General features: G+C 63.0%; 10 protein-coding genes. 3 read left to right on the top strand and 7 right to left on the bottom strand.

The features are described 5' to 3' along the window. Nucleotides 1-7 precede the first annotated feature (7 nt). The 6 genes from EJC49_RS13730 to EJC49_RS13705 all read right to left on the bottom strand — a co-directional run bounded on the left by EJC49_RS13730 (nt 8) and on the right by EJC49_RS13705 (nt 10,963). Nucleotides 8-832 carry an ABC transporter ATP-binding protein gene (locus tag EJC49_RS13730; protein WP_126700506.1) on the bottom strand — a complete coding sequence of 275 codons (825 nt, stop codon included), beginning with the start codon at nt 830-832 and terminating at the stop codon, nt 8-10. Next, entirely contained in the window at nt 829-2,814 is a 1,986-nt protein-coding gene (locus EJC49_RS13725; RefSeq protein ID WP_126700557.1) for an AMP-binding protein, read from the bottom strand. The genes EJC49_RS13730 and EJC49_RS13725 overlap by 4 nt, the downstream gene beginning before the upstream one ends. Nucleotides 2,815-3,108: 294 nt before the next feature. Continuing rightward, nucleotides 3,109-3,783: a Crp/Fnr family transcriptional regulator gene (locus EJC49_RS13720; RefSeq protein ID WP_126700505.1), complete on the bottom strand. Its 675-nt coding sequence runs from the start codon at nt 3,781-3,783 to the stop codon at nt 3,109-3,111. Between the two features lie 105 nt (nt 3,784-3,888). Further along, nucleotides 3,889-4,653, bottom strand: coding sequence for an N-acyl amino acid synthase FeeM domain-containing protein (locus EJC49_RS13715; RefSeq protein ID WP_245453398.1), 765 nt, complete (start codon nt 4,651-4,653; stop codon nt 3,889-3,891). A 371-nt stretch (nt 4,654-5,024) separates the two neighbouring features. Continuing rightward, nucleotides 5,025-7,331: a putative bifunctional diguanylate cyclase/phosphodiesterase gene (locus EJC49_RS13710; RefSeq protein ID WP_126700504.1), complete on the bottom strand. Its 2,307-nt coding sequence runs from the start codon at nt 7,329-7,331 to the stop codon at nt 5,025-5,027. A 164-nt stretch (nt 7,332-7,495) separates the two neighbouring features. Further along, nucleotides 7,496-10,963: an indolepyruvate ferredoxin oxidoreductase family protein gene (locus EJC49_RS13705; RefSeq protein WP_126700503.1), complete on the bottom strand. Its 3,468-nt coding sequence runs from the start codon at nt 10,961-10,963 to the stop codon at nt 7,496-7,498. A 545-nt stretch (nt 10,964-11,508) separates the two neighbouring features. On the opposite strand from EJC49_RS13705, the gene EJC49_RS13700 reads away from it, so the two are divergent. Together EJC49_RS13700 and EJC49_RS13695 are read left to right on the top strand one after the other, a co-directional pair. Continuing rightward, on the top strand, nt 11,509-12,066 hold the full coding sequence (locus EJC49_RS13700) for a TRAP transporter small permease subunit (protein WP_126700502.1): 558 nt from the start codon (nt 11,509-11,511) through the stop codon (nt 12,064-12,066). After that, entirely contained in the window at nt 12,066-13,457 is a 1,392-nt protein-coding gene (locus tag EJC49_RS13695; protein WP_126700501.1) for a TRAP transporter large permease, read from the top strand. Before EJC49_RS13700 ends, EJC49_RS13695 begins: the two co-directional genes overlap by 1 nt. Nucleotides 13,458-13,573: 116 nt before the next feature. Here the strand turns inward: EJC49_RS13695 and EJC49_RS13690 are convergent, their stop codons facing one another. Then, complete coding sequence (locus EJC49_RS13690) at nt 13,574-14,671, bottom strand: TRAP transporter substrate-binding protein (protein ID WP_126700500.1); 1,098 nt, start codon at nt 14,669-14,671, stop codon at nt 13,574-13,576. Nucleotides 14,672-14,930: 259 nt separating this feature from the next. On the opposite strand from EJC49_RS13690, the gene EJC49_RS13685 reads away from it, so the two are divergent. Further along, complete coding sequence (locus EJC49_RS13685) at nt 14,931-15,704, top strand: gamma-glutamyl-gamma-aminobutyrate hydrolase family protein (RefSeq protein WP_126700499.1); 774 nt, start codon at nt 14,931-14,933, stop codon at nt 15,702-15,704. Nucleotides 15,705-15,727 lie beyond the last annotated feature (23 nt).

Raw genomic sequence — 15,727 nt, 5'->3', positions numbered from 1 at the left:
CCCCCTCCTAGTGCGAAACGCCGAGATAGGCGTCGATGACTTCCTGGCTGGACTTGACTTCCTCGGGCGTGCCGTCGCCGATCTTGCGACCGTAGTCGAGCACGACCACGCGGTCGGAGATGTCCATAACCACGCCCATGTCGTGTTCGATCAGCGCGATCGTGGTGCCGAACTGCGAATTCACGTCGAGGATGAAGCGGCTCATGTCCTCCTTCTCCTCCAGGTTCATGCCCGCCATCGGTTCGTCGAGAAGCAGCAGCGCTGGCTCCGCGGCCAATGCTCGGCCGAGTTCAACCCGCTTCTGCAGTCCGTAGGGCAGCCGCCCCACCGGCACCTTGCGGATATGCTGAATTTCGAGAAAGTCGATGATCTCCTCGACCTTGCGCCTGTTCGCAATTTCCTCGCGCAGCGCGGGTCCGTAATAAATGAGCTGCCAGAAGAAGTTCCGGTGCATGGCGAGGGTGCGACCTGCCATGATGTTGTCCAGCGTGGACATGCCCTTGAAAAGGGCCACGTTTTGAAAGGTACGAGCGATACCGGAAGCGGCCGCCTCGTAAGGCGCGATCTTCTTACGCTCCTTTCCCCGGAACACGATCGAGCCTTCCTGTGGTGTGTAGAAGCCGTTGATCACATTGAGCATCGATGTCTTGCCGGCACCGTTCGGGCCGATAATCGCGCGGATTTCGCCCTTGCGAATGTCAAACGAGATGTCGGTAATCGCCTTCACGCCACCAAAACGAAGCGAAACGTTTCGCACATCGAGCAGCACCTCGCCCGTGGCTATGCCGTCGGGCTGCGGGAGCGCCTGGCGCGGATCGACATGCCGGTTCATTCCGCGGCCTCCCTGACCGGTGCCGCCGCGCTACCGAACACCTTCGCATCGACGATGCGCACCGTTGCCCGCACGCTGCCCTTGCGTCCGTCCTCGAACGTCATTTCCGTTTCGACGTACTTTTGGGTCGAGCCGTCGTAGAGTGCTTCGATGAGGTCTCCGTAGCGCTCTGCGATGAAAGACCGACGGACCTTCTGTGTGCGGGTCAACTCTCCGTCGTCGGCATCAAGCTCCTTGTGAAGAACGAGGAAACGCCTGATCTGCGAAGCCGCCATCATCGGCTCTTCGGAGAGCTTTCTGTTTGCGGCTTCCACATGCGAGGCGATGATGCCGTAGACGTCGGGATGACCGGCCAAATCCTGGTAGGAAGCGTAGGACACGTTGTGACGCTCCGCCCAGCTTCCGACTGACTGGAGGTCGATGTTGATGAACGCCGCGCAAAAGGCCCGCCCGTCGCCGAAAGCCACGACTTCCTTGATGTCAGGAAAGAACTTTAGCGTGTTCTCGACATACTTCGGCGCGAACAACTCGCCGTTCTGCAGCTTGCCCACGTCCTTGGCGCGATCGATGATCTTGAGATGCCCCTCGCCGTCGATGAAGCCAGCATCGCCGGTATGCACCCAGCCGTCCGGCGTCTTGGTGGCTCGGGTGGCCTCCTCGTTCTTGTAGTAGCCGATAAATGTGCCTTCCGACCGGTACAGAACCTCTCCATTCTCGGCGATCTTGATCTCCACACCCGGCGAGGGAATGCCCACCGTGTCGGCGCGGATGTTTCCGTCCGGCTGCGCGGTGATGTAAACGCAGGCTTCCGTCTGACCGTAGAGCTGTTTCAGGTTGAGCCCGATCGACCGATAGAAGCGGAACAACTCCGGTCCGATCGCCTCGCCGGCCGTATAAGCCACCCTGAGGCGCGTCATGCCCATCCGATTCTTTAGAGGGCCATAAACGAGAATCTCGCCGAGGAAATAGCGCATGCGGTCCAGCAGCGGTACACGCTCGCCGTTGAGGATCTTCTCGCCGACCCTTCGGGCGAGTGCGAGATAGTGATCGAACATTCTCTTCTTCAGGCGCCCCGCGTCTTCCATGCGCACCATCATGGCGGTGAGCAGCCCCTCGAAGACGCGCGGCGGCGCAAAGAAGTAGGTGGGCGCGATCTCACGGCGATCCTCGGTCACGGTCTCGGGACTTTCGGGACAGGAAACGCAGAACCCGGCCGTGTAGGACTGAGTATAGGAAAAGACATGGTCGCCGACCCATGCGAGTGGCAGGTAGGCGATGATGTTCTCGTCGGGGCCAAGCCGATCGAACGCGTTGCCGTGGAGAGCCGACTTGACCAGGTTGTCGTTCGAAAGCATCACCCCTTTTGGGCGGCCGGTCGTGCCCGATGTGTAGAGCATGACGCCCAGATCGGTCCCCCGGCCCAAGTCGACCGCAGCCTGCCAGCGCGCGACGGTTTCCTCGGACGCCTCTATCGCAGCCCGACCCTTGGCCTGCACCTCTTCGAAGCTGTGCAGATGCGTGTGGTCGTAGTCGCGCAGCCCCCGTGCTTCGTCGTAGACGATGTCCTTCAGCGACGGCACTTTCTCCGATATGGATAACAGCTTGTCGACTTGCTCCTGATCCTCCACGACGGCGAAGCGCACTTCGGCGTGGTCAAGAACGTAGGCCATCTCCTCGGCGACCGAATCCGCGTAGACTGGAACGGGGATGCCGCCCAGGGACTGAATCGCTGCGAAGCTCCAATAAAGCCGGGGTCGGTTGGAGCCCACGACGGCGACCTTGTCACCCCGCTCGAGCCCAACGGCCGACAATCCGACGGCGAAGCTGCGAACCTCATCGAGCTGCTGCTTCCAGGTCCACCCTTGCCAGATGCCGAGATCCTTGTGGCGCATGGCCGGTCGACTGGCAAAGCGCTTCGCGTTCAGCACAAGATACTTCGGAAATGTATCGAGCGTGTCGCCGGCTTCAGCCTTGGCAAGCATCTCCACCGTTCCTCCCGGGACCCCACCTTGTTTTCCGGCGGTTGGTCCAATGTTTATGACGCGACGTGACCTCGTTCGCAAGTTGGCTGCGCAACCATTGCCCGGTGCCCTCGTGTGGTCGTGCGTCGCTGGCTTCCTCGAAAACGACGCTCCCATGCGGGCCCTGCCGAAGCAACTTCGCGATTGACAGACGAGAGTGCCTTTGCTTTGCTAATGGTGCGCACTATCGATCTGCGCGAACCCAGGAAATTTCTGTCGTCTGCCCGTATCAGCGCGCTTCGGCTTGCCGTGCGCTCACGACTCGTAGCGCTTCAACGTTTCCAGATCGATGACACGAATCTTCCCGTGCTCGACGATGATCAGCTTCTCGTCCGCAAGATCCTGAAGCGAGCGGTTGGCGACAGCCCGGGAAACGCCGGCGAGCAATCCCAGTTCTTCCTGCGAAATCGATATCTCGGTGCGAACCTGCGGATAGAGAACCGGATTGAAAAACCACGAGAGGTGACGCGCTACGCGGGCGCGAGGGCTGAGGATGCGATCATGCTCTATGGTCGCGATGAACTGCCCGACGCGCTCATTGAGCTGGCGAACCAGAAAGCGGTTGAAGCCCTTGCTGTTCTCGTAGAGCCAGTCGAACGTGCCTCTGTTGAGCAAAGCGAGGCGGGTGTCGCGAATGGCAACGACGTCGTACTGGCGCGGTTCGCCCTTGAGCACGGACCCCTCGCCAAACCAGCTGCCCTTGGCTACCCCGGCAAAGGTCATCGGCTTGCCGCCGCGCGAGATCGCCGAGACCTTCACCAACCCGTCCAGGACCCCGGTCCAGTAGTCCAGGCGATCGCCGCGATGACAGACGTAGGCGCCCTTGGCGAAACTGCGCTCTGTCAGGCCGCGCGCAGCTCGCTCGATCTCGTCCTCGCCGAGTTCGCCGGCCCATATCGCAGCGCGTACGATGTCTTCGCGTGGGTTCATCATGCCTCGTCGACGACGCCACTCCCAGAGGCGGCTCACGAACGAAGCTTAGGCCTCTCGGGTGGTCCCATACAAGCGACGGATCACCCTGTCAGGCGCACGCGCTCAGGCAGCGGTCTTCATGTAGCGAGCTGTCGGCAGGATGGTCAGCGATCCAACCTCGCCTTTCGCCGATTGCCCGAACAGCAGTCGCCGTTCCAGCGCCGTCGAGCGAAAAAAGGGAAACCGCTCAAGCGTCGGCTGCATGTTGATGGCGCAGGGCGAGTCGTACAGCATCACGTTGACCGAGAATGACGGGTGCGGTCGAGGCTCGCCAACCTGCACGGAGCCGAACACACGCTTGTAGAATGCGGTGTGATCGTCGCGGATGACGCAGATGCAACTCGTGGTGTCGAAATAGCTGTTGGCGACGACCGCCAGCCGCAGCGTCACATACGGCAAAGCACGATAGATCGTCGCATAGTAGGGATCGGCGGCGAACATGGTTGGATTGATGAAGGTCTCGCCACGCTCCAGCCGGGGCGAGATCAAGTCGCCGAAGATGTCCATCACCGAAGAATAGGGCTGTTCGGCAGTCAGATGGTGGAGGCGAACGGTGCTGACCAGTTCATTGTCGATCCATACGCCGAACATGTAGCAATTGGGCGCGTCATCGAACCGATCGGTGGTGACACGTTCCGCTGTCGGAGGCACCGTTCCATGGTTGCGATACGCCTTGTATCGAAGCCGGTAGATCGCTTCGAGATCCTCGCCCTTCTCGCATCGTCTGTACTCGACCCGCTCGAGCAGCGCCGCGACGTTGTCCGCAAACGCCGATCCGCCAGAGGCGGCTCCTGTTGACGGGGCACGCCGGAGGGTACTCCTGTTCACCGACACGTTCATCTCGATCATCGTCCCCGCACGCACATCCGCCTGAAGGAACCGTACCTTAAGGTTGCGTTCAGTAAAGCCGAAATTTGCGCGGACTTCGTTTACCTTCCGTTAACGTTAACGTCCCGGCGTTGCACGAAAGGTCGCCAGATCCCCCTTTCGAACGGTTATCGGCAGGGGATGGAGCCAGGCTTCCGGACGAGCCCCTGCGGAAGGGTCGCCACATTCAACCATGAGACGATCGTGGGTTGCGACGCCTTGTCGCGAGCGGGTGTCTCGGCGGATGGCGCTCCAACCGCGCCGAGTTTTCCCGACAGGCGAGCGCGCTGCGTCTTGCGGGACCGTCGGGACGATCCTTCGGATGAGGTGTCTCAGCGGCCGGCGAAGAATTTCAGCTTCGAGATATCCTCGCCGAAGGGCAGCGAGGTTTTCGAAAGCGCCTCGATGCCGGAAGCGCTGAGGGCGGCACCGAAGAGGAACCCTTGCAGGAGGTCGGGCTTGACCCGAGCCGACAGAAGCTTGAGCTGCTCGAAGGTCTCCACGCCTTCGATGGTGATCGTCAGACCGAGCTTTCTCGAAAGCGAGACGATACCGCACAAGAGTTCCAGCGATCTTTCGTCCGACGTGATGTCCTGCAGGAAGGAGCGATCGATCTTGATCTTGTCGAGCGGTAGGGTGTGCAGGTAGCTCAGGCTCGAATAGCCCGTACCGAAGTCGTCGAGCGCGATCTTGACGCCGAGCCGACGGATCTCTTCCAGATAGATCCGCGTCGAGAGCTTGTCGTCGAGGATCGCCGTCTCGGTCACTTCGACCTCCAGACGGTGCGGCGACAGGCCGGAATGGGTCAGCGCATCGCGGACGTGATCGACGATCGTGGCACACCTGAAGTCCCGCGCCGACAGGTTGACCGAGACACCGATCGGCGCAGGCCATCTGGAGCATTCTTCGCAGGCGGCCCGCAGCACCTGGATGCTGATGTCGGAGATGATCCCCATCTCCTCGGCCAGCGGTATGAACACCCCTGGCGAGACGGGGCCGAGGTCCGGATGGTCCCATCGGCAAAGCGCCTCGCAGGTCACCACTGCCATGGAATTGATGTCGACGATCGGCTGGAACACGACTCGCAAGGATCCCGCCTGCACGGCATTGCGCAGATCGGCCTTGAGCATCTGCTTCTGGCGGAAGGCCGCGTCCATGGTCGACTCGAACAGGCGCCAGCTGTTCTTGCCCTTTTCCTTGGCCTCGTAGAGCGCGAGGTCGGCCTTGACGATCATGCCTTCTGCGTCGTCATAGCTGACGGGAAGCAGCACCGCACCCGCGCTGAACTGCGCGCGCAAGGCATGGCCGGCGACGTCGACCTCTTCCTGCAGTCCCTCGAAGATGCCGTCCAGAAGCATCCCCAGGTGGTTTTCGTCCTCGACCCTGTCGAAGTAGATGACGAATTCGTCGCCGCCGAAACGGCTGATCTTTATGTCGTCATCGGTGAAGAACGCCAGCTTCTCGGCGATGGCGTAGATGAGCCCGTCCCCGACCGGATGGCCGAGCGTGTCGTTGATGCTCTTGAAGTCGTCGAGGTCGAAGATCGCCAGCGCGCAGAGCCGCTCCCGGTCGCCCGTGGACATGCATTCGGCGACGATCTCGTGGAAGTAGGCGCGGTTCGGCAGGCCGGTCAGGCTGTCGTAGCGCGCCATGGTGCGGATCTTTTCCTCCGCCTGAACGCGCGACGTGACATCCTCGAAGGTAATGACGCTCAGTTCGTCCCGCCCTTCGCGGGCGGAGAATTCAAGGTAGCGCCCATTGGTCAGGCTGACGAGGAGCTTGCGGTCACAGCCCTCCCGAAGCGCGCGCGACAACTGGGCTTCGATGAAGCCGCAATCGCGCCGGCTGATGAGCCCGCCCGCCGCGCCACGAAGCAGCAGAGCCTTCAGCGTGCGCCCGATCAAGCGCTCGGCCCTGGCCACGCCTGTCAATTCGGCAGCTTCAGCATTCGCAACGATCACGCGGCTGTCGGGGCCGAGCATCACCAGACCGTGGGTCATGGTGTTCAAGGCCCGATCGAAGCGTTGCGCCAGCTTCGTCGCCTTCTTCTGTTCGCTGATGGCGGTGAACAGCACTTCGCGCACGAGCGCCGCCAGCTTCATGATGATGATCATGAACGGGACGATGAACAGGCCCAGAACGATGTTGTAGAGATCGCCTTTGAGGATCAGCGCGATCGCGATCGGCCCGATCGTCGTCAACGACAGGATCGCCACCATTTTCTTCGAGCCGTAATTGCGACCGGCGATGGTGATCGCACCACCCATGGCGACGGAGACAGCCGCCAGTTCGCTGAACTCGTCCGAATACAGATACACCGCGCAGAAGGAGAAGAGGCCAATGACGGCGCCCTGAACCGCTCCCGCGATGATGTAGTAGCGCTCGCGCGCGACGGCGGTGGTGATGTCGGTGATGGTGGAGGGCTGGACCTTCCGCATGGCGACATAGCGGTAGAGGCCGGCGAACATCATCAAGACGGTGAGCACGAGATAGATCGGCTCGTTGCCGCGCAGGTATACCATCAAGCCCATGATGCCATGAAGGCAAGCACCGATCAGCAGGATCCCGGGGTCGAGGAAGAGCGACCTGACGAACCCTACATAGACGTCCTCGGGAGTGGTGTCCTTGCTGTGCTTCACTGCGGGCAACCGATTGGTATGCGAGACGTGTCGCACATTCACATTAACAAACGTTTAGACGCGGATAGGCTTCGATTGGAGGAGGCGCGGCCCAGATGACGTGCCGCTTTCCAATGCCCAGCGCCGGGCCAGAAGGCCCAGCGGAGCGATCTGCCTGGCACAGGTCACTCAGCGGCCTGGCGCACGTCGGTCGCCTGCTCGAATCGCTCCATCATGCGCTTTCGCTCGATTGACGCTTTTTCGGCATTCGCGGCCTTCACGTGGCCGAAACCGCGGACCAGCGACGGGATGGAGGCGAGCGCACAAGCCGCCTCCAGGCGCGCCGGCGTCAATCCATCGATGACCATGGCGACGTCTCGTTCGTATTCGGCGAGAAGACGCCGCTCCATGCGTCGCTCTTCGGTCCTGCCAAAGACATCGAGAGCCGTCCCACGCAGGCCTTTCAGACATGCGAGGAGACGGAACCCGGTCATCATCCAGGGGCCAAAGGATGATTTCGCCGGCTTGCCGTCAGTACCGGTGCGGCCGAGGATCGGGGGAGCAAGGTGAAACTCCAACCGTTCGACACTCTCGAACTGCGCCGCCACCTGTCTGGCGAACGAGCCGTCGGTGTAGAGCCGGGCGACTTCGTATTCGTCCTTTATGGCCATCGCCTTGAAGAGATTGCGAGCCACAGCCTCGGCCAGCGCGGTCGAACCAGGAACAGCCTTCTCCTCCGCCGCGCGCACGGCAGCAATTTGGCGCTCGTACCGCTGGGCATAGGCACGGTTCTGGTAGTTGCCCAGAAAGACCGAGCGAACGGCCACGATCTCGTCCAGCGACGAAGCCAGCGCACGATCACCTTCACCAGAGGTCGCCACAGCAACACGGCCGCGCACGAATGCGGGATCATGCGCGGCGCGGCGCCCCCAGCGAAATGCGGCGACATTCATCGCCACCGCCTGGCCGTTGAGCTCGATGGCCTTTTCGATTGCCTGGGCCGATACCGGCAGCCCACCCAACTGGCAGGCGAAGCCGAGCATGAACATGTTCGCGCCAAGGGAATTACCGAACAGCGCGGAAGCCGTCCGGGTGGCGTCAAAGAAATGTGCGTTTCGCTCACCGGCGGCCGAACGGATCGCCTTGCGTAGACGCTCCGTCGGCAACGAAAAATCGGCCGAACGAGCGAAATCGCCCGGCATCACCTCGGCCGTGTTGGTGACGAAGATCGTGTGGTTCTCGCGGACCGCGCCGAGAACCTTCTTCGAGCCGGAGACGACGAGATCGCAGCCGAGCACCAGGTCGGCCTTGCCAGCCGACACACGAATGGCGTGGATGTCCTCGGGCGTCGCAGCCACGCGGACGTGGCTGTAGACCGCCCCGCCCTTCTGCGCGAGCCCTGCCATGTCGATCAGCCCGCAGCCCTTGCCTTCCAGGTGCGCGGCCATGCCGAGCACCGCGCCGATCGTCACGACACCCGTTCCACCGATGCCGTCGATGATCGCCGCCCACCCCCTCGCGGCGTCCGCGACCCTCGGCTCCGGAACGCCTTCGAGCGGATCAGCATCGCCCGCCGCACCTGCAGCCTTGCGGATCTTGCCTCCATGCACGGTCACGAAGGATGGACAGAAGCCTTTCAGGCAGGAAAAGTCCTTGTTGCAACTCGACTGGTCGATACGCCGCTTGCGTCCGAACTCCGTTTCCACCGGCTGTACCGAGACACAATTGGACTGCACACCGCAATCGCCGCAGCCTTCGCAGACCAGTTCATTGATGATCACCCGCCTGTCGGGGTCGGGGAAGGTGCCACGCTTGCGGCGCCGCCGTTTCTCCGCCGCGCAGGTCTGGTCGTAGAGCAAAACGGAGACGCCCTTGATGTCGCGCAATTCGCGTTGAACGGCATCGAGGTCGTCGCGGTGGTGCACCGTGGCGCCAGTCGGGACCGGCAAGGCAGCGTATTTGTCCGGCTCGTCGGTGACGATGGCGATCCGCTCGACGCCTTCGGCCCGCACCTGCTCCGCAATCATCGGCGCCGACAGGCCGCCTTCGTGCGGCTGGCCGCCAGTCATTGCCACGGCGTCGTTGTACAGGATCTTGTAGGTGATGTTTGCACCTGACGCGACCGCGAAGCGAATCGCCAGCGAACCCGAATGATTGTAGGTGCCGTCGCCGAGGTTCTGGAACAGGTGTTCGCGCTTCGAGAATGGTGCCTGGCCGACCCATTGGGCGCCCTCGCCGCCCATGGCGGTGAAGCCGACCGTCTTGCGATCCATCCACAGAGCCATGAAATGGCAGCCGATCCCTGCGCCCGCCAACGAGCCTTCGGGCACCTTGGTCGAAGAATTGTGCGGACAGCCCGAACAGAAATAGGGCGTGCGCACGCCGACGTCCTTCGTGTCGGCCAGCATCGCCTGGAACTGCTTGATCTGGCTGACGCGGCTGGCGATGTCGTCGGCATGGCCGATGACACGCAGCACCCGCTCGCCGATCGCAATGGCAATTTCGTTGGGATCGAGCGCGCCCTGCGGCTGAAAGAGCGTGTCGCCCCGTTCGTCGCGCTTCCCCACAACGATGGGCTGGATGCCCGTACCGTAGAGCTGTTCGCGCACCTGCGCCTCGATCAGCGAGCGCTTCTCTTCCACGACGATGATCATCTCGAGACCGCGGGCGAACTCGCGCAGATGATCGTAATCGAGCGGCCAGGGACAGCCGAGCTTGAACAGGCGGATGCCGATGCCGTTGGCCCGCGCCTCGTCGATGCCGATGTCCTCGAGTGCCTGGCGCACGTCGAGGTAGCTCTTGCCGATGGTGATGATGCCAATCTTCGCATCCGCGCCGCCGGAATAGACGATCCGGTTGATACCGTTGGCGCGAATGAAGGCGCTGGCCGCGGCTCGCTTGAAATTGTGCAGCCGCGCTTCCTGGCCCATCTGGTCGAGTTCGTGCCGAATGTTGAGCCCACCCGGCGGCAGGTCGATCTCGGGCAAGACGACGTCGAACCGGTCCAGCGAGACGTCGACCGAGGCGGTGGACTCGATGTTCTCCTTCACGCATTTCATGGCCGCCCATGTGCCGGCAAAGCGCGAAAGGGCGTAGCCGAGCAGACCGTAGTCGACGATCTCCTGAACGCCGGCCGGGTTCAGGATCGGGATCATCGTGTCGACGAACTGGAACTCGGTCGCGTGCGCGTTTGTCGATGATTCGGCCGTATGGTCGTCGCCCATCAGCGCCAGCACGCCGCCGTTTCTGGACGATCCGGCCAGATTGGCGTGGCGGAAGACATCGCCGGCCCGGTCGACGCCTGGACCCTTGCCATACCAGAGCGCAAAGACGCCGTCATACTTGCCTTCGCCCAGCAGTTCCGTCTGCTGAGACCCCCAGCAGGCCGTCGCTGCCAGTTCCTCGTTGAGGCCGGGCTGAAAAACGATGTCGGATCCAGCGAGCTGGCGCTTGGCTTTCCAAAGCTGCTGGTCGAGCCCGCCGAGCGGGGAGCCGCGATAGCCGGTGACGAAACCGGCCGTGTTCAGACCGGCCCGCCGATCGCGGTCACGCTGCATCAGGAGCATCCGGACGATCGCCTGTGCGCCGGAAACGAAGATGCGGTCCTTGGCGAGGTCGAACTTGTCGTCGAGCGATACGTCGTGAAGCGTCATCGAGCTTTCCCTGGATCCTCGCACCGCACGGCGGAACGGGTCTTGGTTTGTCGCCGAGTCTTCCCGCGCTTGATCGTCACGTCAAACGAATTCGGTTCGCTGAGAGCGCTGCGCCTCTCCAGAGCAGGCGACGAGCGCCTGGGCCCACTCGATTTCCATCGCCTCCGCCGAATGCCGGGCCTATCGAGAAGCGACCCGCGAAAGCCGGCGTCCGGCGGGTTCGAGCGATGAGGGCGCCTCCGATCGGGAGGGCGGAGGGGCCGGGAAAGAGGCCTGTTCGGTTGACGCCAAAGCTGTTAATGGGCTTCTGGCGTCATCGGGGCCGTGCACGCCTCGAAGGCGCGGGCGTCCGCACGGAGACCAGGGAATCAGTCTCCGGCAACAGGCCGAGACGAAGTCGCGCGCAGACGCGACATGGGAGCGAATGGAGTTTCGATGATGCGATCGTCGGATCGGTCGGCAATGCCATTGCGGGACCGTAAGGGGCTTCCCACGGACCATGCCGTGACGGATCGGCGCGCGGGCGCCCGCGGGAGACTGTCATCGTGCGCGTGATCGCCGGCATCGTCCGCGCGATCAGTGGCTTCAACTGGCTCGTGGGCAACGTCTTCTCATGGCTGGCTCTGGCGATCGTGGTCGTCTGCTTCTCCGTCGTGGTTCAGCGCTATGTTTTCTCCACCACGCAGTTGTGGATGCAGGATCTCTATGTCTGGCTGAACGGCGCCATGTTCACGGCCGTGGCTGGCTTCGCACTGCTGCGCAATGATCATGTCCGGGTCGACATCTTCTACCGGCCAGCCTCCGTGCCCCGCAAGGCGCTGGTCGATCTGATCGGAGTCTTGCTCTTCCTCCTGCCCTTCGCCTGGATCGTCTACACCTACGGCTGGAACTTCGTGGCCCGCTCCTGGCGCATCCACGAGGCATCGCCCAATCCAGGCGGAATGCCCGGTTACTTCGTCCTCAAGAGTTTCATCCTTGTCTTCGCGGCGGTCATCGCCTTGCAGGGGATTGCCATGCTGCTGCGTTCGGTGCTGGTTCTTGCCGGTCGAGAGGAACTGCTGCCCAGCCAACTCCGCTACGAGAACCAGCAGGAGACCCATTGATGGATCCCGTCCTCCTCGGCGAGATCCTCGCCGGGCTGATGTTCTTCGGCGTCATCGGCTTCCTGATGCTGGGGTTTCCGGTCGCGTTCACGCTGGCCGGCGTGTCTCTCATGTTCGGTCTCGTCGGCATGTGGATGGGCGTGTTCGACCCATCCAACTTCGGTTCGCTGGCGGGACGCTACATCGGGTTCATGACCAACGAGGTCCTGGTCGCGGTGCCGCTTTTCATCTTCATGGGCGTGATGCTCGAGCGGTCCAAGATCGCGGAGCAGCTGCTGCTGACCATGGGCAAGCTCTTCGGAGACCTGCGAGGGGGCCTGGGGATCTCCGTCATCATCGTCGGCACCCTGCTGGCGGCGTCGACGGGCGTTGTGGGCGCCACGGTCGTCACCATGGGCCTGATCTCCCTGCCGGCCATGCTGCGCGCAGGCTACGATCCAAAGCTCGCCTCGGGCGTCATCTGCGCGTCGGGCACACTCGGCCAGATCATCCCGCCGTCCACCGTCCTGATCTTCATGGGCGACATGCTGTCGGGCATCAACGCCCAGGTGCAGATGGCCAAGGGCAATTTCGCCCCGACGCCGGTCTCTGTGGGAGACCTCTTCGCCGGCGCACTTCTCCCCGGCCTCCTGCTTGTCGGCCTCTATCTCGGCTGGATGGTCTTCAAAGCCATCTTCGACCCGGCATCATGCCCCGCCACGCCCGTCCCGGAAGCGGAAAAGAAGGATCTGCTCCGCGAAGTGGTGGTGGCTCTCGTTCCGCCACTCGTCCTGATCTCGGCGGTTCTGGGCTCGATCCTCGGCGGCATCGCCACGCCCACCGAAGCTGCGTCCGTGGGTGCCGTGGGCGCCATGGTGCTGGCGGCATTCAGATGGCGGCTTTCACCGCGGATCGTGCGCGAAGCGGTCATTTCCACCGCGACCATCACCTCCATGGTGTTCATTATCCTCTTCGGCGCGTCGGTGTTTTCGATCGTCTTCAGGCTGATGGGTGGCGACAATCTCGTTCACGAATTTCTGTCGCAGCTGCCCGGCGGCACGACCGGCGCGGTGATCGCCGTCATGGCCATCATGTTCCTGCTGGGGTTCATCCTCGACACATTCGAAATCATCTTCATCGTGATCCCGATCACGGCGCCGGTGCTCCTGAACCTCGGCGTCGATCCGGTGTGGCTCGGCGTCATCGTCGGCGTCAATCTGCAGACGAGCTTCCTCACGCCGCCCTTCGGCTTCGCCCTGTTCTACCTGCGAGGCGTGGCGCCAAACAGCGTCTCCACCGGCATGATCTACAAGGGTGTCTTGCCGTTCGTGGGATTGCAGATTCTCGCGCTGGCGCTTCTGTTCCTGTTTCCCGACATCGCGACCTGGCTGCCCCGCTGGATCTACAGCTGACGCCGTATCCCGCGAAAGGGAAGGCGAAGGGCCGATGCGACCTTGCGCCAGCCACAGACGCACAAAAGCCCGGGATCGCTCCCGGGCTTTTGCTTCGATGAACCGATATCTGACGATCAGATATGGAAGTACTTCTCGCGCGCCTGGATGAACAGGGAATCCGTGCCTTCCGTCTTCTGGCGCACGACGTTGAGCGCCGACACGAAGCTCTCGGCGGTCTTCTTGGTCAGCGCGTCGCCGGACGACAGCAGCCCCTCCATGATCTCCTTCGCCGCATTGGCGCCGGCCTCGAGGATCTCATCGGGGAACTGGCGAATCTGCACGCCGTGATCGTTGACCAGCGTCTGGAGCGCGCGCGGGTCGTTCGCGGCGAAGTCGGCAGCCACCGAATCGTACTCCGCCTGGCAGACGTCGCGGATGATGGCCTGGAGATCGCTGGGGAGCGCCTGGTACTTTGCCTTGTCGACCACCAGTTCGGTGGCCAGGCCCGGCTCGATGAAGCTCGGGAAGTAGTAGTTCTTGGCGATCTGGTAGAAGCCGAGCGCCAGGTCGTTGTAGGGGCCGACGAACTCGGCCGCGTCGAGCGTGCCCGACTGCAGCGCCTGGAAGATCTCGCCCGCCGCCATGTTGGTCACCGAGGCGCCGAGCTTCTCCCACACGCGGCCGCCGAGGCCGGGGGTACGGAAGCGCAGGCCCTGAATGTCGGAAACACCCGTCAACTCGTTGCGGAACCAGCCGCCGGCCTGGTTGCCGGTGTCACCCGACAGGAAGCCCTGGACGCCGAACTGGTCGTAGATCTCGTCCCAGATTTCCTGACCGCCGAGATAGCGAACCCAGCCCGACAGCTCGCGCGAGGTCATGCCGTAGGGAACGCCGGTGAAGAAGGAGAGGCCGGCGCTCTTGTTCTGCCAGTAATAGGCGGCGCCGTGGCTCATCTCGGCCGAGCCTTCGATGACGGCGTCGAGCGACTGAAGCGGCGGCACGAGTTCGCCCGCGGAATAGACCTGGATGGTCAGGCGGCCGCCGGATGCCGCGGTGATGCGGTCGCCGAGGCGCTGAGCGCCGACGCCCAGGCCGGGAAAGTTCTTCGGCCAAGTGGTGACCATGCGCCAGGTCTGGTTGCCCTGCGCGATGGCAGGGGCTGCAAGCGTGGACGCGGTGGCGGCGGCAGCGCCAGCCAGACCCGCCTTGGTGATGAATGAACGACGATCCATAGATATCCTCCCTTGTCGGAATGTAGCGGTAAGTGGCATGCGGTCGCCGCCGATGCGACGCCCTGCCCCGGAACCGGGCCGTATCAATACACGGGCATCCGGGCAAGTCCAGCGTCGAGCCTCCTCTCGATCCGACCGTTCCGCCGACCTTGCGGAATGGCTGCGGCGCATGGAAATCCAATTGGAAAGCATGGCGAAGAGCGATAAACGGGGCGCGAGACGACGCATCGCGCGTCGTAATTCAAGAGGTTTCCGCACCATGAGCCAGCCCCTTGTCGCCATTTCGTCGGACATCCGCAGCTACGATGCCTATACGTGGCATGCGGTTCCGCAGCAGTATGTCGAGGCCGCCATCACCGGCGCTGGCGTGCTGCCGATGGTGCTGCCCAATCTCGGAGAGCGGATCGATTTCGACGGGCTACTGTCGATGGTCGACGGCGTGATCATCACCGGCTCGAAGACCAACGTGCACCCGGATCTCTATGGCGGCGAGGCGACGGAGGAAAACGGTCCCTATGACCCCGCGCGCGACGCCACCACCCTGCCCCTGATCCGCAAGGCCATCGAACACGGCGTGCCGCTGCTCGCCATCTGCCGCGGCATCCAGGAGATGAACGTGGCGCTCGGCGGAACGCTGGCGACCGAAATCCAGGAGAAGGAAGGCAATCTGGACCATCGCGCGCCGCCCGGCGAACACCACGACATCCGTTTTGCCATCCGCCAGAACGTCACGATCAAGCCCGGAAGCTGCCTGGCCGGCGTTTTCGGCGCCGGAGACATTCGCGTCAACTCCGTGCACCGGCAGGCGATCGACCGTCTCGGCGAAAGGCTCCAGGTCGAAGCCGTCGCCGAGGACGGCACCGTCGAGGCCGTTTCGGTTCGCGATTCGAAGGGCTTTGCCGTCGGCGTTCAGTGGCACCCGGAATACTGGGTCCGAAGCGACGACACCTCCGCGCGAATCTTCCGGGCCTTCGGTGACGCCGTGCGGGCTCATTCGAGCGCCCGCACGGGCGTGGCGGCTGCCGCGGAGTAGTCCGCGGCGGCTTCGCCCTCGAT

Origin of the sequence: Aquibium carbonis (assembly GCF_003970795.1) — a bacterium.
GTDB classification, from domain to species: Bacteria; Pseudomonadota; Alphaproteobacteria; order Rhizobiales; family Rhizobiaceae; genus Aquibium; species Aquibium carbonis.
This window is presented reverse-complemented; position numbering and strand designations above follow the sequence as displayed.

Excerpts from the sequence above, each read along its gene's own strand:
- EJC49_RS13730 (WP_126700506.1), bottom strand. The coding sequence starts at position 832 with ATGAACCGGCATGTCGATCCGCGCCAGGCGCTCCCGCAGCCCGACGGC.
- EJC49_RS13725 (WP_126700557.1), bottom strand. The coding sequence starts at position 2,814 with ATGCTTGCCAAGGCTGAAGCCGGCGACACGCTCGATACATTTCCGAAG.
- EJC49_RS13720 (WP_126700505.1), bottom strand. The coding sequence starts at position 3,783 with ATGAACCCACGCGAAGACATCGTACGCGCTGCGATATGGGCCGGCGAA.
- EJC49_RS13705 (WP_126700503.1), bottom strand. The coding sequence starts at position 10,963 with ATGACGCTTCACGACGTATCGCTCGACGACAAGTTCGACCTCGCCAAG.
- EJC49_RS13695 (WP_126700501.1), top strand. The coding sequence starts at position 12,066 with ATGGATCCCGTCCTCCTCGGCGAGATCCTCGCCGGGCTGATGTTCTTC.
- EJC49_RS13690 (WP_126700500.1), bottom strand. The coding sequence starts at position 14,671 with ATGGATCGTCGTTCATTCATCACCAAGGCGGGTCTGGCTGGCGCTGCC.
- EJC49_RS13685 (WP_126700499.1), top strand. The coding sequence starts at position 14,931 with ATGAGCCAGCCCCTTGTCGCCATTTCGTCGGACATCCGCAGCTACGAT.